Consider the following 20,726-nt stretch of genomic DNA (forward strand, 5'->3'; position numbering starts at 1 on the left):
GGTCATCATCCGGTCATGACGCTCAGGCCGAGGCGCGTTCCGTCAATCTGCAGGGCAGCCATATCCTGTCGTGTACGGGCTCCTGCTCGGCGATGATCCTGGCGATCAGTTCGGCGGCGCGGGTCGCCATGGCAGACACCGGCAGGCGAATGGTTGTCAGCTGATTGCCGACCCAGTTCGCCATGGGGATATCATCGAAACCAATGACGCGCATGTCCTGTGGAAAGCGGCTGCCTATACTGCTGCGCAGGCGGTCCATCAGGCCGATTGCAAAGAGGTCATTGGGGCAGAGAATCCCGTCGGGCAGACTGCGCCGGGCCGCCAGGATGTCCGCGACCTTCGCGCCGTCTTCGTAGGTATAGCCGCCTTTCAGCACGTCCATCGGGGTGATGTTCATCCGCTCAAGACCTGTCAGATGCCCCGCGAATCGTGCCCTGCTTGTCCAGTGGCCGTTTGGCCCCTGTGCGATCACAATCTGACGGCAACCGCGATCTGCAAGATAGCGCGCGGCAATAAGGCCGCCCTGGTTCATGTCGGCGCTGACCGAAGCGGTCGTGCCGTCTTCGTCGACGCGATTGAGCAGCAGAACCTGAAGGCCCGCATCCTGTATCCGGGTGACCAGATCGGCCGGGATATTCATGGAGGTAAGGATGATCACGTTGACCTGATACTGTCGGAAGGTCGCGATCATCTGGTCCGCATCATTGGGTGGCGACAGCTGCGCGGAAATCGGAATGAATCCGTTGGATTGCAATGCATGGCTCAGCGATTGGTGCAGGACCGCGTGGATCGGATTGCTGAGTTCGCCCATGACGATGCCGACGATCTGCGACCTGCGCGAGGTCAACGCCTGCGCGAGTGCATTGGGGTGATAGCCAAGCTCCTGCGCCGCACGCAGGATTCGCTGCCGGGTTTCCTCCTGAACGGGGCGCCCGGGCGAGAACGCCCGCGAGACGGTCGAGCGGGACACACCCGCCCGCAAGGCCACGTCATCGGATGTCACTCTGTCGTTTGGCATTTGCTGCTTTCTGCGGGCTTGCCAATATTTTGACCCCTTTCGAGCGCGCTGTCCAGTCACCCAGATGACCGCGCGTGCAGTTCAAAAAGATCAACAAATTAGCAATGTTGTTGACAATTTTTCGGGACTGTGACCAGATAATTGCACGCGCGTGCATTAACTGTGCAGCGATGCGCCTTGGGAGAGACGCGCAGGATCGGCACCAAGCCGGACATCAAGGGAGGACGATACATGCAAATATCTACATTCAAGGGTTTCGCCGTTGCCGGGGCCGTGGCGTTTTCGGGGGGCGCGGCTCAGTCGCAGGACATCACATGGGATCTGGCCTTATTCGGCAGCCCGGCATTCAGGGTCGCGGGCGAGGCATTCGCGGACTACGTCAACGAAAACAGCGGCGGCAAGATGGAGATCACGGTGCACAACGGCACCTTGTCCCCTTCGACCGAGATTCTTGACAATGTGTCGATCGGCGCCTTCGAACTGGGCTACGTCATCTCCAGCTACCACCCTGGGAAAAACCCGCTGATTTCGGTTCTGGATCTGCCGTTCTTGCCGATCGAGACGATGGAAGAACGCCGCGATCTCTCCGAAGCGCTGTTCCAGAATGAAGACGTCGCGAAAGAGTTTGCAGGCTGGAACGCCGTGCCGATCATGACCGTGGTCCTGCCCAACTATGAAATCATGGGAAAAGGCGAAGCGCCGCAAAAGCTGGAAGATTTCTCAGGCATGCGGATCAAGGCAACCAGCGGGATCGGCGATGCGTTGGCTCTCTACGGTGTCAGCCTGGTCCCGCTGAGCGGGTCCGAGCAGTATAATGCGCTGCAGACCGGCGTCATCGACGCAGCCTCGGCGACGCCCTCGGGCTTGGGCGGCTGGAAGCTTTTCGAGATCAGCGACTGGTACACCGTCGGCATGGAAGCAGGCGCGGCGCACGTCACGATGGTCGGCAATGCCGCGGCCTACGAGGCCCTGCCGGATGACATGAAGGCGCTGATCAACGATGCAAAGGCATTCGCCTATGCCGAAAGCATCAAGGCCCAAAGCGAAGCTGGCGCAAGCTATGAACCTGAATTGGTTTCACGGGGTCTCGTCCGCGTCGACATCCCGGCTGACATGGTCGCCGAACTGCGGTCGGAAGCGGCCAAGCCGGTCTGGGACGCCTATGTCGCGGATCTGGAGGCCAAGGGACTGCCCGGTGGCGAGATGCTCGATTTTGTTCTGAACTGGAAATGACAGGTTGGTGGGGCCGCATCTGCGCGCCCCAACACCCTTTCGTTCGAAGGCTGCGAACGTAATCTCTCTTGTTCAAGGTAAATTCCCGATGGTGGAAAAACTCGACAGATGGCTGGGACGTGTGGAATACGCGACCGCCTGGATCGCTGGCGTGACAATCTTTACGCTGATGCTCTTGGCGTCGGCCGAAGTATTATCCCGAAAACTTCTCAATGCGCCAATCCCGGGGCAGGTTGATTTCACCTCCTTGTCGATGGTGACGTTCAGCCTGCTGTGCATCTCGCATTGCTATCGGCAGGCCGGTCATATCCGGATGGATATCCTGCAGAAGATGACAAAGGGCCGGTTGTCCTGGGCCACGCAATTGCTGACGACATGTATCGCGCTGTTTCTGGTGACAGCGATTTTGCCAGGCACCTGGACGCATTTCATGCGGTCTTGGACCCTTGGGGATTCAACGATCGGCATCGGACTTTCCACCTGGCCATCCAAGCTTGCCGCACCGGTTGGGCTGGGCATTCTCTGGCTGCGCCTGACGTTGGAGCTTTGGGTCTATGGCCGTCTGATCGCCAATCCTGACCTTGATCCGATCGGGGTGCCGCGCGCACCGGACCCGGTCGACCATATGGATGCGTGAGGCGACACAATGGATCCCGTAACAATAGGCGCACTTGGCTTCATCGTTCTGATTGCGATGGTCATGATCGGCGTTCACATCGTATTCGCTACCGCGATCACAGGATTTCTTGGCATTGTCATCCTGAAAGGGTGGACGGTCGCGGTCAACATCGCCGGAATCATTCCGCACAGCACTGGCTCGAACTATCTGTTCAGCGTGCTTCCCATGTTTATTCTCATCGGGTTCTTTGCCCATGCGTCAGGAATGGTTCAGGGGGCCTATCGGGCGGCACGTGCCTGGATGGGTTGGATGCCCGGAGGCCTGGCCGTTTCGACTGTGCTGGCGGCAGGGGCATTCGGCGCGGTGTCGGGGGCCAGTCAGGCCACAGCGGCGGTGTTTGCCCGCGTTGCAATTCCCGAATTGCTCAAGTTCAAATACAACCCCACGCTTTCAGCAGCGGCCGTCGCGGCGTCCGGCACGCTTGCTTCGCTGATCCCGCCCAGTGCCGCACTTGTGGTTTATGGTGCAATCGTCGATCAATCCATTGGACGATTGCTTCTTGCGGGGTTTCTGCCGGGCATATTTTCGGCGCTGCTTTACGCTGGCTTCATCCTGTTGCGGTTCTCGTTGAACCCCGAGCTTGGGCAGCCGATCAAAGGCATCTCCTGGGAAGAACGCGGCCGGTCCATCGGTGGTGTGCTGCCAATTCTGCTCGTCATGCTGATGATCCTGGGCGGGATGTCGACCGGCTGGATGACCCCGACGGAAGCAGGCGCAGCAGGGGCCACGATCGTCTTTGCCTACGCGTTGATCCGTCGCAAGATGACCCTGACGGGATTGAATTCATCCCTGATCGAAACTGCAAACCTGACCATCATGCTGTTTTCGACCTTCTGGGGCGTTTTCATCTTTTCACGTTTCCTGGCATTCACCCGACTGCCGACCGAAATCGCCGAATGGCTCGTTTTGCTGCCCTATTCCCCGACAACGATCCTGATTGCCATTTTGGCCGGGTATGCGTTTCTTGGGATGTTCCTCAGCGCTTCGGGAATGATGCTTTTGACCTTGCCAGTCATATTCCCCGCGATTGTGGAGCTGGGAATCGATCCTATCATATTCGGTATCCTGGTCATCAAGATGGTCGAGATTGGCCTGATCACTCCGCCGGTGGGCCTGAATGTCTATGTCGTGGCTAGCATTCGCAGGGATATTCCCATTGGCGGCATCTTTCGCGCGATCTGGCCATTCGTCTTGATCGACGTGCTTACAGTGGCGTTGCTGATCCTTTTCCCTGCGATCACTCTGTTCCTGCCCAACCTCGTACTGGGTGCGGGATGATGAAAGGAAACACCCATGACGTTTGATATTCGTATGCCGGCGTTTACCGATCTTGTAGACAAGGCCGCTGCTTTCGAAGAAATCGCCAGTGGTCTGGGATTTACCGAGGGGCCGATATGGCACCCCCACGAGAATTGGCTGATCTTCTCGGACATTCAGGAAAGTCGACAATACAAGTGGAGCGATGCGGGCGGTCAGAGTATTTTCCGAACGCCATCCAATCAATCCAATGGAAATTGCTTCGATGCTGATGGGCGTGTAATCACCTGCGAACATGCGTCTTCGCAAGTTGTGCGCCACGAACATGATGGGAAACACATCGTTCCCATTGCGACGCATTATGGTGACAAACAATTGAACAGCCCAAACGATGTGATCTGCGATGGTCAGGGACGTATATGGTTTACTGACCCGACATTCGGACGTATCCGGGAAAATCTGGGTATTCTGCGCGAAGCTGAACAATCGCTGCAGGGGGTATTTCGTCTGGATCCTGATGGGACGTTGCATCTGGTTGCGGGTGATTTCCAGCAGCCTAACGGATTGTGCTTTGATGCCGATGAAACGCGTCTTTTCGTGAATGACAGTTGGGGTGGCCATATCCGTGTCTTTGATATCGATCCGGGGGGATCATTGCGCAATGGCCGCGTTTGGGCGGATGTGACCGGCCCAGGCGAAGGCGTTCCTGACGGAATGAAATGCACCCGGGATGGCCAAATCCTGTGCAATGGGCCGGGGGGCGTTCATCTTTTCGACCGCAATGCCGACTGCCTTGGCGTTATTCTGACGCCGCAGAAATCCACCAACTTTTGTTTCGGAGGCGCGGGGCTGCAGACCCTTTTCGTGACCGCATCAACCTCTGTTTATCGCATCAAAACCCGGATGACCGGGTTACCCATGACCAAGTGAGGCACCATGACCGAATTCGACATCGCACCAAGCATTGAAAACACCAAGACAGCAACCTTGATCCATCCGACCGTGACCGCGCGCCAGGTCGATGGCCTGCTGGTCTCGGTTGGCACCCGGTCGCACCGCTGGATCATTGACGAACCGACACACAAGGGCGGCACGGATCTGGGACCGACCCCGCTGGAATCGCTGTTGGGCGCATTGGTCGGATGCGAAACAGTCGTTCTGAAGCTGGTCGCCGATGCGATCGGCTTCGACTACAGCGGGATCGAGATCGACTGCGAAGGAACTGCCGACATGCGAGGCGCGCGCGGCGTAAAGGGCGTGCGCCCCTATTTTTCAACCGTCAAGATGACGATCCGCCTAACCACTGGCGAGGAGCCGAAGCGCGTCGAACTGCTGCGCCGCAACGTCGAACAACGGTGCCCGGTCATGAACCTGTTCGAAAGCGCAGACGTTGAGATGGACATCGATTGGCTGACTGTTCCGAAATCCCCTGCCTGATCCGGCATCTGATCGGAGAGCGGAATGGACTACGCTGGCTGACCTTGATGGGGCAGCCAGCGGGATTTGGTTCCGTGGGGCCCAATCCGACAGACCTGCAAATATCCGCCTGCACATATCCGCCAGTGACCAGTGTGAATTTCAATAAGCGATGCGGTCACAAGACTTGTGGAAAGAGGCTGCCGCGCTGTCTTCGCAGGGTGGGCAGGACCGGGTGGCGGTCGTGACGTGACGTACCTGACCCGATCGTGGGGCAGGGTGTCACGTCCCAGCCCCAGACAGAATAATATAATATCTGTGATAATTGTATAATTAAAATGCCTGCTTCATACGTGATCCCGGGGCGCAAGGCCCGTTGAGCCTAGGCAAAAGGGGACACTGATGAGCCGGAAACCGAACATCATCCTGATAACCACCGACCAGCAGCGCGGCGATTGCATCGGCCCAGAGGGCCGGGGCGTGCGGACGCCGCATCTCGACAGGCTCGCGCGCGAGGGGGTCCGGTTTTCCAACTGCATCACGCCGCATCCGATGTGTCAGGCGGCGCGCGCCTCGATCCTGACGGGCAAGCTGCCCTACAGCCACGGCGTGCGCGACAATGGTCGCGACCTGGACGAGGCGTTGGGCGCGGCCGGGCTGGGCGGCACCTTCTCCAAGGCAGGCTACGACACGCATTTCATCGGTAAGGCGCATCTGTCCAGCCAGCAGACATTCGAACCGACCGGTCGCCCGGAATGCTACAAAAGCGCCAAGGACTTCGCACCCGACTGGCGCGGTGGTTACATGGGGTTCGAGGATGTGCAGATGATGCTGCGCCCGCATCACCATTCGCAATGGTACGAACCGCCCGAGGCGCTCCACTACGAATACTGGCTCGATGCAGGCGGCAAGGGGCGGCAGCGCTGGGACCATGCCAAGGACCGGCTCGCCCCTGATACGGCGCATTTTCAGGCCTGGCGCTCCGCGCTGGATGATCCCTGGCATTCGTCGCCCTGGATCGGGGACCGCGCGGTCGAGATGATCGAAAACCAGGGGGATCAGCCCCTGATGGCCTGGGTGTCCTTTCCAGATCCGCATCCGCCCTTTCTGGCCCCTCAGCCCTGGTGCGACATGTACGGGCCCGATGAGGTCACGATTGCCCAGAACCCGACCCTGGACCTGGACAAGCGCCCTTGGTGGCACAAGGTCTTTGTCGACAACCGTGCCAAGCCGAACCAGCAGGGCGCAGAACACAACGCCCGCGGCATCGACTGGGGGCAGAAGGGTGATCTGACGGACGCCGCCTTGCGCGACATTACGGCGATCTACTTTGCGATGATCACTGCCGTGGATCACCAGGTCGGGCGCATCCTGGCCGCCCTGGAGCGTAAGGGCGAGTTGGATAATACCTATGTCATCTTTACCAGCGATCATGGGGAATGGCTGGGCGATCACGGTCTGCTGCTGAAGGGGCCGATGCTCTATGACGGGTTGTTGCGCGTGCCGTGCATCGTACGCGGCCCCGGCGTGCCGACCCAGGTCGTCAAGGACGATCCGGTCAACACCCTGGATATCCTGGCAACCGCCACGGATCTTGCCGGGCTCGAGGTGCCAGACACCCACGGCGCAAGTTGGCGGCCCCTTTGGGACGGGCAGGAAAGCCGCGATTTCGCCCTGTCGGAATACGAAGTCGACAGCAAGCGTTCTGCGGTGGACATGGATCTGATGACGGTCAAGACGCGCCGTCATCGCATGTCGGTCGACCTGAGGACCGACACCGGAGAGCTTTATGACCTGCACGAAGACCCCGCAGAGATGGTCGATCTGTTCGACGATCCGGGCGCACAGACCGTGCGGCGCGAGCTGATGGACATGATCCGGCAACGGCCAGACGATATCATACCGGTTGCGCCGCGCGTCGGGTGGCATTGACCAGGCGGACATCGGCCTGATGTGATCCCGACGTGGGCAGCGTCGTCGCGCCCATCCCAAAGGAACGCCGAAGTGTCACGCAAGGTCGACAAGTCAGGACCTTGTCGACCTTGCGAAGCTCTGTGTGGGGCCGGGCGGCAGGTGCGCCGCGCTGGCTGGCCCCACGCGGCCGCCAACCGTGGTCCGCCTACTTGGCAAACATCGCGTCCAGACGATCCGTATCGACGCCCAAACCCGGCGCATCGGTCAGGGTGACGGCACCGCCCTCAATCCTGCAGGGGCAGATATCTTCGCGCAGGGCATTGTCGTTGCCGTCCATCTCGACAAAACCGGTTCCCCCGATCCCCGCCCAAAGATGCATCGACCCGGCCAGGGCGACCCCGCCGCCCAGCGTGTGCGGGCAGGTCAGCTTGCCCGCCGCCTTGGCCCGCAGAAAGATGTCCCGCGCCTGGCTAATCCCGCCCCATTTGCAGATGTCTGGCTGAATGACGTCCAGCCAGTCCCCGGCGATCGCGTCATCGAACATTCTGAGATCACTGAAATTCTCGCCTCCAGCCAGTCGCAGGCCCGACCCGTGGCGCAGGGTGCGCCAGGCGGTGGGCGGGGTGTCGACGCGCACCGGTTCTTCGACCCAATAGGGGGCCACCGCTGCAAGGTCGCGCAGCGCGTGGTCCGCCGCCTCGACGGTCCAGCCTTGATTGGCGTCCAGCATCAGCTCCGCGTCCGGTCCCAAAAGCGCCCGCAGGGCACGGGCATTGGCCAGGTCGGCCTGCGCGTCAAACCCGACCTTGAGCTTCAGTCGGCGATGCCCCTGCGCCAGCAACCCCGCGCCCGTGGCCTCGGCGCCGCTTGGGTTGATGCCGCTGGCATAGACCGGAACATGGGCCTCCGTGCCGCCCATATATCGCCAGAGCGGCTGCCCCGCGCGCCGCGCCAGCATGTCCCAGACCGCCAGATCCAGGCCCGAAATCGCCTGCGCGATCGGCCCCGGTTCACCGGTCTGCAGGACCAGGACGCTCAGCGCTTCGGTCAGGTACCGCCACAGGGCGGGCGCATCGTCAAAGGTCCGGTTCACCACGCGAGGGGACAGGTCCTGCGTGACGATCTGGGCGCGGTGCGGGGCACCGAACTTTGGAAAATTGCACCAGACCTCTCCGTATCCGGTCGCGCCCGAGGTGTCGCGCACCCTCACGAATATGGCGGGTCGATGCGTCATGACCCCGAAAGACGTTTTGACCGGAACCTCACAGGGGGCATATTGCACCGTAACATCAATGGCTTCGAGAGTGAACGCAGTATCGGTCATAAAGATTTCCAATTGGCAGAGGACTTGATTGAACATATCTGCCCCGCCGTTGCCAAGTCGTCGCGGTCTGGCGGAACCCGCGCGCGGGGCGTTGACGGGCCGCAAGACGATCGTCATGCTGCGCTGCGGCATCAGGAGGGTTCGATGGCGACGGTACTCACGTTCGCGCAGCAAAAAGGCGGGTCGGGCAAGACCACGCTTTGCGCGCATCTCGCGGTGGAACTTGCGGCGCGCGGGCACCGGGTCGGCCTGCTCGATAGTGACCCGCAGGGGTCGCTGGGTCGCTGGTTCATGACCCGGTTCGAACGCGAAGGCGGGTTGAAAGGGGATCTGACCTTTTCAACCGCCTCTGCCTGGGGTGTCGGTTACGAGGTGTCCAAGCAGAAGGACGCGCTCGACTTCATCCTGATCGACACGCCGCCCAAGATCGATGCCGACCTGCGCCCGGCGCTGAAGGTGTCGGACTTGATCGTGGTGCCGGTCACGGCCAGCCAGGTCGATCTCTGGGCGACCGAAGGCGTGCTGGAAATGGCCGCGCGAGAGGGCAAGCGCCCGCTGGCGGTGTTGAACCGGGCACGGTCGGGGACCAATCTGACGGTCGCGGTCAAAGGCGCGTTGTCGGGGTTGGAGGCGGATGCCGCAGACGCCGTGATCGCCAACCGCGTCGCCTACGCAGAGGCGTTGGGGGCCGGACTGGGCGTGGCCGAGATGGGTGGGGCCAAGGCGGCCGCGGCCGAAATGGCTGCGCTGGCGGATGAAATCCTGCGCCGCCTCGACCCCTGAGAGCGCCGGGGCGCTGCCCCGGACCCCGGAGTATTTTCGCCGAGAAGAAGACCTAGCCGCGCCAGATCCAGGCGTGGTTCGCCAGCGCGCCCTGCGCCTTGGACAACGCGCGATTGGCTGGGCCGGGGCGCGGCCACGGGCCGTGGGCCAGACGGTGGAGTGCGACCTCGGGCGGGCAGGCGGTTCCGGTGATGGGGTCGAAATACCTAGGATAATCAATGAGAACGGCTTGGACCAGCGCGTCCAGACCGGGGCGCGCCGCGCGGCGACGGGCAGGCACCCGGCCAAGGTCGTGGGTCAGGCCCCAGCCCGCGTAGAAAGGCGCGCCGAGCGTCGTGACGGCGGTGTCCCGCAGCAGCGCCTCGAACCCCAGCAGCGACGTCAGGGTCCAGACTGCGTCGGCGCGGGCGATCAGCGCCAGGGGATCCGCGTCGCGGGCGACGAGGTCCGCGTCGGGGGCCTCGATGGCCCCGTCGCGGAGGCCCGCCTCCACGTCCGGGTGGGGTTTGTAGACGATGAACGCCTGCGGGTTCGCGGCGCGGGCGGCTGCCAAAAGGCCTGCGTTATCCGTGACGTCGGACGTGCCCAGCCGGATCGAGGCGTCGTCGGCGACCTGTCCCGGCACCAAGAGGATCGGGCCCTCGGGCAGATCGGGCAGGGTGCCGCCGAGGTTGTATTTCGTGACGCCCAGATCGACCACGGCGGCACGCAGCGCACGGGCGCGGGCCAGCGTTTCGGGGGGGCGGGCGGCGGCGGCGATGATCGCGTCTTCGAGGTCGGAACGGCGGCTCGGATCGTAGTAGATGCCCTGCCGATCCAGCACCAGCGACAGGGGCGGGATCAGGTCGGCACCCAACCCGCGCGACCGCAGAAAACCGTCTTCGACCTGCGCCCGGACCGGTGAAGCCACAGGGGTGACGGACGGGTGACCGGTGGGTGATCTGGGTCGGACGTGGGGCCCGGTGCCCCAGGTCAGATGTCGGGGGCCGGGTTTGTCGGTGAACCGCGCGCGGCCCGACAGAAAGGCCCGAACCGGACCGCGCTTCCACAGTCTGAAACCGGAGGCGGTCCAGCCATCGCGGTCTTCGCGCCAGGCGCGGGCCTGGGCCTCCAGATTGCGGATCACGTCGATGGGGTCGCACAGCCGGTCGCGGTGTGGATCGTACCAGCGCGGATAGAGCACCATCATCGCCGCGACAAGTTGTGCGCGCGTCAGGCGGCGTTGGCGGCGGGGCAGGGGATTGCGGGCATCGTCCAGGCCCCAGCCGGACCAGACGGGTTGCCCGAAAGTGACGGGGCGGTGGCCGTGGGCGATGGCCTCGAACCCCATCTGGCTGCTGACGGTATAGACCGCGATGGCCCCGGCCAGCAGGGTGGCGGGGGGCAGGGGGCGATCCTCCAGCGTGGCCCCATGGGTGGCGTCGGCCTCGGTGTAGTGGCCGGCGCGGTGGCCGCCCTGGGTTTCGGGATGGGTCTTGATCAGGATGGGATGGGTCGGATGTTCTTCGCGCGCGAACATCAGCATTTCGCGAAACGTGGTCTCTGTCGCGCCGCCGCGTGCGATGGAGGCATCGCCCCGCGTCTGGTCGACGACCAGAACATAGCCGGGGTCCGGTGGGGGCAGGTCGGTGCGGGTGGCGGCGTATTTGGTCACGCCGCTGGCGCGCAACGCGTCCAGCGCGGCGCGGGCGCGGGTCATCAGGTCGCCGTCGTCGAACGGGTGCGTGGCCAGCAGGGTTTCCAGGTCCGACGGCCGGGCCCCATCGTAGTGCGCACCCTGGGTGTCGATCAGCAGGCCCATCGCAGGTTCCCCCCCGCGACCGGGGTGGAGCGAGCGGAGCCAGGCGTCTTCGAGGGTGACGACGGGCGCGCCGGTCTTTGCGTTGATCCATGCGGCGCGGCGGGCGGAGGGGCCGTCGGTGCCCCATCGCGCCACCCAGTCGCCCGCCCGGGGCCAGCCGGGCCGCAGGTCCCAGCCCGCCAGCCAGGCGATCCGGCGGATGCGGTGCGACATCAGGCCCAGCGAGGGGACCCGGGCGATGCGGGGGGCGTCGGTCACCGGATTGGCGCGGCGCCCGCCCGCAGCATCAGTTCAGGCCAAGCGTGTTGGCCGCGCTGCCCACCGGGGTCAGCGACCCGAAGACGGCGGCGACGGAGCGGTTCCAGGCCACGATCGGGGCCTCGGTCACATAGACCGTGTCGCCGTCGCGGATGATGAAATCGCGGGCCGAGAACATGCCGTTGGGCGCGGTCAGGTCCAGCACATAGACCACCCGCTGCGTGCCGGTCAGGTCATCGCGGCCCATGACGGCCTCGGCGATTTCCTCGGGCTCGTTGCGGAAAACGAAGACGCCGGTGGGGTTGGCCAGGTTGGCGTTGAGGCCACCGACCTGGGCCAGCGCCTCGATGGCGGAGATGACTTCGGACTGGAATTCAAGCCGGGTCTGGGTGCCCGTCGCGCCTAGCACGGTGAAGGCGCGGGTGTCTTCCTCGATGAAGATGCGGTCGCCGTCGCGCAGCGCGATGTCGAGCTGCGGATTGCGGTAGAGGTCGGCCAGATAGGCCGTCTCGGTCCGGTTGCCGCGCGACACGGAGACGAGCGCCACGTCCGGCTCGATCGAAATGCCACCGGCGCTGGCGATCATCGCGGTCAGGGTACGGGTGGGACGTTCGATGGGATAGACCCCCTGCGCGCCCGCACCGCCGACGACCGAAACCGTGGCCCCGTCGCCCGCCAGACGGCGGACCAGAACCTGCGGATCGGGCGTCTGTTCGTCCAGACGACGGGTGATGACCCGGCGCAGCGCCTCGGGCGTGTTGCCTGCCGCGCGGATGCGTCCCGCGTAGGGGATGAAGATCATGCCCGCCGCGTCGACCTGAACCTCGTCGATCAACGAGGCCGAGGCCCCCGCGTTGGTCAGCAGGCCGTCCTCGACGTTCTCGTAGATGATCAGGCCCAGGGTATCGCCGGGGCGGATGGTGTCGGCCCCGATGGGGTTGGCGTTGCGGAACGCCGCCGAGAAGCCCAGGGCAGGCGTCACCGAGGTCGCCGCCGTCACCCGGTCGTTGACCGAGACGATGAAGGCATCGCCGTCCTGCAGGACGGAGCCTGCGAAGATTTCCGCCTTGTTGGGCCCCGACCGCGGCAGGGTCCCGCAGGATGCCACAAGGGTCACGGCCAGGAAGAGGGCGGTTGCCCTCATCTTCCGGCGTCTGAGATTGCTCACGGTTCTGCCCTTTCGCTCTGCCTCGGTGCCACATCGCGGGGGTTGGCCCCCGTCCAGTGCGGTTTGTCCGCACGGGCGTATGTTGTTGTCTCTACAGTATCCTAGCCGGATACCAATTTCAAATTCTGCCTCGGCACCGGATCGCCGGAGTCGAGACGGTCATAGGGGTCCTGTTCGGACAGCATCATGTCGACGACCTGGCGCAGCAACTGCCGCCGTCCGCGCGCCGAATAGAAGCCGCCCGCCACCTGCGAGGTTTCCAGCAGGTAGTGGCGGTAGTCGCGATAGGCGCGGCTGTCGGGGCGGTCGGGGTTGGCGAAGAAGGCCTCGATCGGCTGATCGGACACGAACTCCGGCTTGGAATAGACCGACCGGCCCAGTGCTTTGACCGGCAACCCGCGCCAGAGCGCCTGCTGCGCGGCGGTCGAATTGACGGTGATCGCGGAGCGCGCCTCGTTCATCAGACCGGCCAGCTTGCCGCCGCGCAGATAGTGGACGCGGCCCTGCAACCCATGCTTGTCGATCAGGCGCTTGATCGTGGCCTTGATCGGCGCGCGTCCATCTTCGAGGGGATGCGCCTTGAGGACGAGGTGGTGGTGCGAGGGGGCACCACGGGCGAAGCCCTCGACCACGACCTCCAGGAATTCGGTCATGGAGGTGAACGGGGAATGGGCCTGAAAGCTGGCGTCATGTTCCAGCTGCATCAGGCAAAGATGATAGGGGAAACCGCCGTGGGTGATCCGCCAGGTGGCAATGCGCCGTTCCAGCGCGGTCAGGGGCATGGTCAGCAAGCGTCTGAGATACAGACGAAATTCCTGCGCGACCGTGATCCGGCGGTGCGGTTTGTAGGTGCGATAGGCCCCGGGGCGGGACACGACGAACCAATGATAGAGCATGCCGTAGAACATGTGATGGCGCATGTCGCCCCAATGGGCGGGCGCGTCCGGCAGATCCAGGTCGAGCTGCGCCAGCGCGGCCTGCATCTGCGGCACGGTCTTGTCCATCAGGCGGGAATTGGCGTTCGATCCGCCACGTTCATAGCTGGTCCACCAGGGGCGCAGGTAGCCCTCTTCGAAGACATGAACGGTCAGGCCGACGGCCCGCGCATGGGCGATGGCCTGGGCATGGATGGGCCGCACGTCGCCATACAGCACGAGGTCGGTGATGCCCTTGTCGGCGACAAGGGCGGCGAAGGTCAGGGGCCAGGTGTCCGCCGGTTTCTGGAAGGGGATGTAGCTGGGGCGGTCGAACCAGAACGCCTCGTCGCCCCGGTTGAAGCCCACACGCCACGCCTCGCACCCCGCCGCCCGCAACAGCCTGGCGAGGCGGTGGAAGAAGGGCCCATGCGGCCCTTGCAGGAACAGGAAGCGGCGCGTTGGGCGCATGTCACCCTCCGATAAGACGCGCTATCGTGGTCCGGGCTGGCGGCAGGGGGAAGGCCATAATGTGGCCGCAATGGGGCACTTGCCCCGAAGATTGCAGGCCGTTAGCTGCAAAATGGCAACGAAAGGCAGCACAATGTTCACCGGAATCGTCACCGACATCGGCATCCTGCGCGCGTTGGAACAGCGCGGCGACCTGCGCGCGCGCATCGGCACGCGCTATGACGCGACCGGCATCGATCTTGGCGCGTCGATCGCCTGCGACGGCTGCTGCCTGACGGTGGTGGATCGCGGCACCGATGCCGAAGGAAGCTGGTTCGACGTCGACATCAGCGCCGAGAGCCTGTCGAAGACCGCGCTGGGCGACTGGGTCGCGGGCGGTCGGGTCAACCTGGAACGCGCGCTGAAGGTGGGCGACGAGTTGGGCGGGCATATCGTGTCGGGGCACGTGGATGGCGTGGCCGAGATCCTGTCGATCACGCCCGAGGGCGATTCGGTGCGCTATGTCTTTCGCGCGCCCGCGGCCCTGGCGCGTTTCGTGGCGCCCAAGGGGTCGGTGGCGTTGCAGGGCACATCGCTGACCGTGAACGAGGTTGCGGGGGCGGAGTTCGGCGTCAACCTGATCCCGCACACCCAAGAGGTGACGACCTGGGGCGGGGCGCGGGTCGGGCAGCGCGTCAACCTGGAGATCGACACCCTGGCCCGCTATGTCGCGCGGCTTGCTGAAATGTCCGGCTGACGCCGGGTTGCTGCCTGCTGGCCGCCTGCGGCGGCGGAGGGGGCGCTGCCCCCGTCCCTTGCGGGACTCCCCCGCGGTATTTTCGGCCAGAGGAAGACGGGTCAGGGCAGCCGGGCCGTCAGCACGCGCAGGCCCGCCGCGCCGAAGCCAAGGGCGAAAAGCGCCTCGAACGGGCGGCGCAGGCGCAGGTAGAGGCGGGTCATCGATGGCGTCGAGAAGAGCAGCGCATAGCCGTGGAAGGTCAGCGCGCTTTGCAGGCCCACGGCCAGGATAATCGTCAGCAAGGCGCTTGCCGAGGCATCGGGCGGCACCCCGATGGCATAGAGCGCCCCGAAGAACAGCACTGCCTTGGGATTGGTCAGGTGCAGGGCCAGGCCGCGCGCGAACAGGCGGCGCGAGCTGCCGCTGAGCGCGCGGGTCTGCGGGCGGGCCCGTGACAGGGCGGCGCGGGCGGATTTCGCCGCCAGGAGCAGCAGATAGCCACCGCCGATCAGGCGAATCGCCTCGAACAGCCAGACCTGCGTCAGCATCACCGCGCCCAGGCCAAGCGCCGCCGCCACCGACCAGGTCAGCGACCCCAGCGTGATGCCCGATGCCAGGACCAGACCCGCGCGGCGGCCTGAGGCCATCGAGGTGCCGGCGATGGCCAGGGTCGCGGGCCCGGGGCTGGCGCCCGCGACAAACGCGGCAAGAAGGATGAGGGGCAGGTCGATCATCCGCGCAGGATGACGGCCGGGGCAGGGCGGGGCAAGCGCTTGATTTGCGTCAAGGCGCCGGGGGCTTGCAGCTGTCAGATCGGGGACATCCCATGCAAACGGAGGTTGCCCCCATGTCCCATGTCCCGCACGAACTGGCCGAGGAATTTCCCCAGGATGCCGCGCGCATCTCGCTTTTGAAGGCGGAGGACGCGCATTTCTGCGGCTTGGCCGAGCAGTATCATCAGATCAATCGCGAAGTGCACCGCGCAGAGACCAACGTGGAGCCGACTTCGGATGTTCACATGCTGGAGCTGCGGCGCAAGCGGCTTGTTCTCAAGGACCAGATCGCCGGATATCTGGCTAAATCCGCGTCCTAGGCGGGACGGCGGAGTTCGAAGACCGGCTCAACCAGATCGCCGTCCCGGAGGGTGTCGATCTGGCGCAGGCCAAGGCGCGCGACCAGCGCCAGCGCGCCTGTGTTGCGCGCGTCGGTGATGACGAGGATGCGCGCCGCATCGGTCGCGTCAAAGATATAGCGGGCGGCGGTTTGCACCGCCTCCTGCCCGAGGCCCTGGCCCTGGGCGGCGCGTGCCAGGGTGATGCCCAGCTCCACCTCCGTGCCATCGGCAGACAGGCAGAGACCCAGATCCCCGATCAGCACGTTGTCTTCACCCCTGGCGATGCCGATCTGCCACCAGCCGCCTTGTGGAAAGGGTGCGGTTGTCTCCATCGCCGAAAGGAAGGCCTGCGCGCGGGCGTCGTCCATCCTGTCCCAGCCTTGATAGCGCGCGACCTGCGGGTCGGACCGATAGGCCTGAAACGTGGACAGGTCGTCGGGCCTCAGGCGGCGCAGGCGGATGCGGGCGGCGGTGCGGGGCAGGGCTGTCATCGGGGGGGGCTTTCGTTTGGGCTTGCGGTGGGTCGGGCGGCGTGGCGTGGTGGCAGGATGCAACAGACATTCGGCATTGGCCACAATTCAGGCAAGGACATGAACGGCTACACCGGGCGGCTGCACCAGTGGCGGCGCGCGCGGCAGGCGCTGTTCTCCAACCGGATCCCGGTGGAGGTGGTGCGCCTGCGGGTCCGGCGGGCGGCGGCGCTGGGCCTGGACTATCGCACCTATGCCGGTGTGCGGGCCACCACGGGGCGCGATATCGCGGCCTTGCTGTTTTCATCGAACGCGCTGGGGATGCTGCGCGCCGCCGAGTTGGAGGATGCGCGGGCGCGCAAACTGGCGGCGGTCGAGGCGGAGCGCGGCGCGCTGATGCACCGGCCCCTGCCTGCGGTGGCTGTGGACCCGTTGGATTTTGCCGCCGAAGCGCCCCTGTTCACCGAAAGCTGGACGGAGGTGCGCGCCCGTCTGGTCGCCGTTCTGGCCGCGCGAAAATTACCCGCCGATGCGGTTCTGATGATCGGTGACACGACGTTCGAGCGCAGCTGGTCTGTTACAGCCCGCGCCGGGGGCTATCTGTCCGCTGAAACCTATTTCGGGAGCGAGACATGAACGAACTGGCACTGGTCACCGGCGCCTCCAGCGGTATCGGGCGGGGGTTTGCGGAGCTGTTGGCCCGCAAGGGCAAGGATCTGATCGTCGCGGCCCGGCGTCTGCCCGAGCTGGAGGCGCTGAAGGCCGAGTTGGAGGCCGCACACGGCGTCACGGTGACGCCCGTGGCCTGCGACCTGGGCACCGACGACGGGGTCGCGACCCTGCTGGCGGCGGTAGAGGGCAAGCCGCTGGATATCCTGATCAACAACGCGGGATTCGGCGGACAGGGGGCGTTCCTGGACCGGTCCCTGCCGGGGGATCTGGCGATGGTGGATCTGAACATCCGCAGCGTCATGGCGCTGTGCCACGGTATTGCGCCGGGCATGGTGGCGCGGGGGCGCGGGCGGATCCTGAACGTCGGATCGACCGCCGGGATGGTGCCGGGGCCGATGCAGGCGACCTATTATGCCAGCAAGGCCTTTGTGAACAGCTTCTCTCAGGCCCTGGCAGAGGAGCTGCGGCAGACCGGCGTGACGGTCACGCTGCTGGCCCCCGGCGCGGTGGAAACACCGTTCATGGAGCGGGCAGACCTGCGCGGCACGCAGCTTGCTGCGCGCGGAAAATCCGTCGGGCAGGTGGTGCAGGTGGGGTATGACGCCATGCGGCAGGGCAAGCTGGTCGTGGTGAACGAGACGCTGTTGGCCATCGTTTTGCGGTTCATCGTGCCCTTTGCGCCGCGTGGGCTGGTCCTGCGGACAGTGGCGAGGTTGCAGGCGAAATAGACGCTCAGCGCGCCGCCGCCAGCCAGTCCAGCACACGGTCCACGTTGGGCGACATCGGCAGGCGCGCCATCTGGTCGCGGGTCAGCCAGGCGGCGGCCTCGGCGTCGTCGGCGGCCACCGGATCGCCGGCCTGCCAATCACACAGGACGGCGGCCAGCAGATAGTGATATAGCACGCGGGCGCCGTCGCGCTCGATCAGGTCGATATTGCCGAGATAATCGCGCGCGGTGGCGGTCACGCCGGTTTCTTCGGCCAATTCGCGCACAGCGGCGGCCAGTGCCGTCTCGCCCAGTTCGACATGGCCGCCCGGAAACCCCCAGAGCCCGCGATTCGGCGCCTTGCCGCGCTGCACCATCAAGACGGTGTCGCCGCGCGCCACCACGGCCAGGGCCCCAAGTTTCGGATGTGACGTCATTGATGGTTCCTCCGTCCCCGGCTCTGGCACATTGGGCCGTCGGGGGCTACATCCACGGGCAAACCGGACCAGACGTCCGGCACGACTGGAGGATTCCATGGCCGAAGCCATCCCATTCGAACAGCCCGGTCCGGTAGAGCGGGAGAACGCCGAGGTGATTTCCCCCATCGAGGACATCATCGAGGATGCGCGCAACGGGCGCATGTTCATCCTGGTCGATCACGAGGACCGGGAAAACGAGGGCGACCTGGTGATCCCCGCGCAGATGGCCACGCCGGATGCGATCAACTTCATGGCGACCCACGGGCGCGGGCTGATCTGTCTGACCCTGCCGGGCGAGCGGATCGACGCGCTGGGCCTGCCGTTGATGGCGTCGAACAATTCGTCGCGGCACGAGACGGCCTTTACCGTGTCGATCGAGGCGCGCGAGGGCGTGTCGACCGGCATTTCGGCCCATGACCGGGCGCGCACCGTGTCGGTCGCCATCGACGCCAGCAAGGGCGCGGCCGATATCGCCACACCCGGGCATGTCTTTCCGCTGCGCGCGCGCGACGGCGGTGTCCTGGTCCGGGCGGGCCACACCGAAGCCGCGACCGATATTTCGCGGCTCGCGGGGCTGAACCCCGCGGGCGTCATTTGCGAGATCATGAAGGAAGACGGGTCGATGGCGCGTCTGCCCGACCTGATCGCCTTTGCCCAATTGCACGGGCTGAAGATCGGAACGATCAGCGACCTGATTTCCTATCGCCGGCGCCACGACAACCTGGTCAACCAGACCGCGTCCGAACCGGTCACGGCAAAGATCGGCGGCGAATGGCTGATGCGGGTCTTTACCGACGAAACCCAGGGGGCCGAACACATCGTCCTGACCAAGGGTGATTTGACTGACGGGCCGGTTCTGGTGCGGATGCACGCGATGAACCCGCTGGAGGACGCGCTGGGCGTGGGCGACAGCGATCTGAAAGGCGCGATGCGCGTGATTGCCGACGAAGGGCGCGGCGTTGTCGTCCTGCTTCGCGACACCGAGATGAAGCTGGACACCGGCGGCGTGTCGCCGCGCAAGCTGCGGCAATACGGGCTGGGCGCGCAGATCCTGGCGGCGCTGGGCATTCACGAGATGGAGCTTGTGACCAACTCCGGCGCGCCGCGCGTCGTCGGGCTGGAAGCCTACGGCCTGTCGATCACCGGCACCCGACCCATTCCAAAGGAGGCCTGATCCATGGCCGGACATTCCGACAACGTCCTCGAGCTGCCTGCGTTCGACAAACCGACCAAGGTGTTGATCGTCATCGCCCCCTATTACGGCGCGATTTCGGCTGCTCAACTGGCCTCGGCCCGTGCGGTGATCGAAAAGACCGGGGCCAGCCATGACACGGTCGAGGTCCCCGGCTCGCTGGAGGTGCCGACGGCGATTGCGATTGCCCATCGTCAGATGGACTACGACGGCTATGTCGCGCTGGGTTGCGTGATCCGGGGGCGGACCTCGCACTATGATGTGGTCGTGAACGAAAGCGCGCGGGCGATTGCCACGCTGGGCCTGGGCGGGGCGTTGATCGGCAACGGGATCATCACCGTCGAGAACATGGACCAGGCCGAGGAACGCGCCGATGCGGCCCGCCTGGATACGGCCGGCGGCGCGGCGGCGGCGGCCGTGCATCTGATCGCCTTGCAACGGTCGATGAAGAAGGCCGAAAGCGGGATCGGCTTCAAACCCGGATCGTTCCAGCACGATGCGGCAGGCAAGGGGCCTACGGTGGCGTAGAAAAGTCTTGAAGAAAGACTTTTCCCAAATTCTTCGCGGAAGAATTTTTCAAAGAGTTTTCGGCGAAAACTCTTTGCCCCGTGTTGCCAGTTGCGCGCCCCGCAATCCTGTCTTAGGGGGCGCTCATGTCTGACCTTTCCGCCGAAGATCGCCGCCTGCTCAAGCGTCGCATGAAATCCGCCGCTCGGCTTTATGCCGTGCAGGCCTTGTTCCAGATGGAAGCCATGGGCCAAGGCGTCGACCGCGTGCGCGTCGAGTTCGAGGACCACCGGTTCGGCATGGTCACCGAAGAGGGTGCCTTTGCCGAGGGCGACGTCGACCTGTTCCGGTCAATTCTGAACCAGGCTGTCGACAACCAGGTGATGGTCGACCGCGCCACTGATGCCGCCCTCGTCGCGCGTTGGCCGTTGGGGCGGATCGATCCCACCCTGCGCGCCGTGTTCCGGGCGGCGGGCGCCGAGCTGATCACCAAGACGGTGCCACCCAAGGTCGTGATCACCGAATACGTCGAAGTCGCGCGCGCCTTTTTCCCCGAAGGCAAAGAGGGCGGCTTCGTCAATGGCGTGCTGGACCATATGACGCACGCCATCCGACCCGAAGGGTTCTGACGC

At 64.6% G+C, this 20,726-nt stretch carries 22 protein-coding genes; 14 read left to right on the forward strand and 8 right to left on the reverse strand.

What is annotated here, in order from left to right:
• Positions 1-22: 22 nt before the first annotated feature.
• Complete coding sequence (locus K3551_RS07595) at positions 23-1,018, reverse strand: LacI family DNA-binding transcriptional regulator (protein WP_259918914.1); 996 nt, start codon at positions 1,016-1,018, stop codon at positions 23-25.
• Positions 1,019-1,195: 177 nt separating this feature from the next.
• On the opposite strand from K3551_RS07595, the gene dctP reads away from it, so the two are divergent.
• The 6 genes from dctP (at position 1,196) to K3551_RS07625 (ending at position 7,535) form a co-directional block, all read left to right on the forward strand.
• Positions 1,196-2,251 (forward strand): TRAP transporter substrate-binding protein DctP, encoded by a 1,056-nt coding sequence (gene dctP / locus K3551_RS07600; RefSeq protein ID WP_259918916.1) that lies wholly within the window; start codon positions 1,196-1,198, stop codon positions 2,249-2,251.
• A gap of 88 nt (positions 2,252-2,339) precedes the next feature.
• Complete coding sequence (locus K3551_RS07605; RefSeq protein ID WP_259918918.1) at positions 2,340-2,888, forward strand: TRAP transporter small permease; 549 nt, start codon at positions 2,340-2,342, stop codon at positions 2,886-2,888.
• A 9-nt stretch (positions 2,889-2,897) separates the two neighbouring features.
• Positions 2,898-4,208, forward strand: coding sequence for a TRAP transporter large permease (locus K3551_RS07610; RefSeq protein ID WP_259918920.1), 1,311 nt, complete (start codon positions 2,898-2,900; stop codon positions 4,206-4,208).
• A 15-nt stretch (positions 4,209-4,223) separates the two neighbouring features.
• Positions 4,224-5,117 carry an SMP-30/gluconolactonase/LRE family protein gene (locus tag K3551_RS07615; protein ID WP_259918922.1) on the forward strand — a complete coding sequence of 298 codons (894 nt, stop codon included), beginning with the start codon at positions 4,224-4,226 and terminating at the stop codon, positions 5,115-5,117.
• Positions 5,118-5,123: 6 nt separating this feature from the next.
• Positions 5,124-5,624: an OsmC family protein gene (locus K3551_RS07620; RefSeq protein WP_259918924.1), complete on the forward strand. Its 501-nt coding sequence runs from the start codon at positions 5,124-5,126 to the stop codon at positions 5,622-5,624.
• Positions 5,625-6,005: 381 nt separating this feature from the next.
• The gene (locus K3551_RS07625; RefSeq protein WP_259918926.1) at positions 6,006-7,535 is read left to right on the forward strand and encodes a sulfatase; all 1,530 of its coding nucleotides are present in this window, start codon (positions 6,006-6,008) and stop codon (positions 7,533-7,535) included.
• Positions 7,536-7,722: 187 nt separating this feature from the next.
• Here the strand turns inward: K3551_RS07625 and K3551_RS07630 are convergent, their stop codons facing one another.
• Positions 7,723-8,841, reverse strand: a complete 1,119-nt coding sequence (locus tag K3551_RS07630; protein WP_259918927.1) for a mandelate racemase/muconate lactonizing enzyme family protein — start codon at positions 8,839-8,841, stop codon at positions 7,723-7,725.
• A gap of 144 nt (positions 8,842-8,985) precedes the next feature.
• On the opposite strand from K3551_RS07630, the gene parA reads away from it, so the two are divergent.
• Positions 8,986-9,624 carry a ParA family partition ATPase gene (gene parA / locus K3551_RS07635; protein WP_259918929.1) on the forward strand — a complete coding sequence of 213 codons (639 nt, stop codon included), beginning with the start codon at positions 8,986-8,988 and terminating at the stop codon, positions 9,622-9,624.
• 52 nt (positions 9,625-9,676) lie between these two features.
• Here the strand turns inward: parA and K3551_RS07640 are convergent, their stop codons facing one another.
• The 3 genes from K3551_RS07640 to K3551_RS07650 form a co-directional block, all read right to left on the reverse strand.
• Positions 9,677-11,683 carry a capsular polysaccharide biosynthesis protein gene (locus K3551_RS07640; RefSeq protein WP_259918930.1) on the reverse strand — a complete coding sequence of 669 codons (2,007 nt, stop codon included), beginning with the start codon at positions 11,681-11,683 and terminating at the stop codon, positions 9,677-9,679.
• A 28-nt stretch (positions 11,684-11,711) separates the two neighbouring features.
• On the reverse strand, positions 11,712-12,827 hold the full coding sequence (locus K3551_RS07645; RefSeq protein ID WP_259918931.1) for a polysaccharide biosynthesis/export family protein: 1,116 nt from the start codon (positions 12,825-12,827) through the stop codon (positions 11,712-11,714).
• A 125-nt stretch (positions 12,828-12,952) separates the two neighbouring features.
• The gene (locus K3551_RS07650) at positions 12,953-14,236 is read right to left on the reverse strand and encodes a capsule biosynthesis protein (RefSeq protein WP_259918933.1); all 1,284 of its coding nucleotides are present in this window, start codon (positions 14,234-14,236) and stop codon (positions 12,953-12,955) included.
• Positions 14,237-14,369: 133 nt separating this feature from the next.
• Here K3551_RS07650 and K3551_RS07655 point away from each other — a divergent pair, with 133 nt between their 5' ends.
• On the forward strand, positions 14,370-14,972 hold the full coding sequence (locus K3551_RS07655; RefSeq protein WP_259918936.1) for a riboflavin synthase: 603 nt from the start codon (positions 14,370-14,372) through the stop codon (positions 14,970-14,972).
• A gap of 101 nt (positions 14,973-15,073) precedes the next feature.
• Here the strand turns inward: K3551_RS07655 and K3551_RS07660 are convergent, their stop codons facing one another.
• Positions 15,074-15,688 carry a LysE family translocator gene (locus K3551_RS07660; protein WP_259918937.1) on the reverse strand — a complete coding sequence of 205 codons (615 nt, stop codon included), beginning with the start codon at positions 15,686-15,688 and terminating at the stop codon, positions 15,074-15,076.
• Positions 15,689-15,801: 113 nt separating this feature from the next.
• Here K3551_RS07660 and K3551_RS07665 point away from each other — a divergent pair, with 113 nt between their 5' ends.
• A complete protein-coding gene (locus K3551_RS07665; protein WP_259918939.1) occupies positions 15,802-16,047 on the forward strand; it encodes a YdcH family protein in 246 nt (81 codons plus the stop codon).
• Here the strand turns inward: K3551_RS07665 and K3551_RS07670 are convergent.
• Entirely contained in the window at positions 16,044-16,559 is a 516-nt protein-coding gene (locus tag K3551_RS07670) for a GNAT family N-acetyltransferase (RefSeq protein ID WP_259918941.1), read from the reverse strand. The two genes, K3551_RS07665 and K3551_RS07670, sit on opposite strands and share 4 nt — an antisense overlap.
• 57 nt (positions 16,560-16,616) lie before the next feature.
• Here K3551_RS07670 and K3551_RS07675 point away from each other — a divergent pair, with 57 nt between their 5' ends.
• Both K3551_RS07675 and K3551_RS07680 read left to right on the forward strand, forming a co-directional pair.
• On the forward strand, positions 16,617-17,174 hold the full coding sequence (locus K3551_RS07675; protein ID WP_259918943.1) for a hypothetical protein: 558 nt from the start codon (positions 16,617-16,619) through the stop codon (positions 17,172-17,174).
• Positions 17,171-17,938 (forward strand): SDR family oxidoreductase, encoded by a 768-nt coding sequence (locus K3551_RS07680; protein ID WP_259918945.1) that lies wholly within the window; start codon positions 17,171-17,173, stop codon positions 17,936-17,938. The genes K3551_RS07675 and K3551_RS07680 overlap by 4 nt, the downstream gene beginning before the upstream one ends.
• Positions 17,939-17,942: 4 nt before the next feature.
• Here K3551_RS07680 and K3551_RS07685 read toward each other — a convergent pair whose 3' ends face one another.
• Positions 17,943-18,353 (reverse strand): NUDIX hydrolase, encoded by a 411-nt coding sequence (locus tag K3551_RS07685; protein ID WP_311199778.1) that lies wholly within the window; start codon positions 18,351-18,353, stop codon positions 17,943-17,945.
• 97 nt (positions 18,354-18,450) lie between these two features.
• Here K3551_RS07685 and ribB point away from each other — a divergent pair, with 97 nt between their 5' ends.
• The 3 genes from ribB (at position 18,451) to nusB (ending at position 20,723) form a co-directional block, all read left to right on the forward strand.
• Positions 18,451-19,569, forward strand: a complete 1,119-nt coding sequence (ribB, locus tag K3551_RS07690; protein WP_259918947.1) for a 3,4-dihydroxy-2-butanone-4-phosphate synthase — start codon at positions 18,451-18,453, stop codon at positions 19,567-19,569.
• Between the two features lie 3 nt (positions 19,570-19,572).
• Complete coding sequence (locus tag K3551_RS07695; RefSeq protein WP_259918949.1) at positions 19,573-20,115, forward strand: 6,7-dimethyl-8-ribityllumazine synthase; 543 nt, start codon at positions 19,573-19,575, stop codon at positions 20,113-20,115.
• 125 nt (positions 20,116-20,240) lie between these two features.
• Complete coding sequence (nusB, locus tag K3551_RS07700; RefSeq protein WP_259918951.1) at positions 20,241-20,723, forward strand: transcription antitermination factor NusB; 483 nt, start codon at positions 20,241-20,243, stop codon at positions 20,721-20,723.
• The last annotated feature ends 3 nt before the right edge of the window (positions 20,724-20,726 follow it).

Origin of the sequence: Jannaschia sp. M317, assembly GCF_025141175.1 — a bacterium.
Taxonomy (GTDB): Bacteria; Pseudomonadota; Alphaproteobacteria; order Rhodobacterales; family Rhodobacteraceae; genus Jannaschia.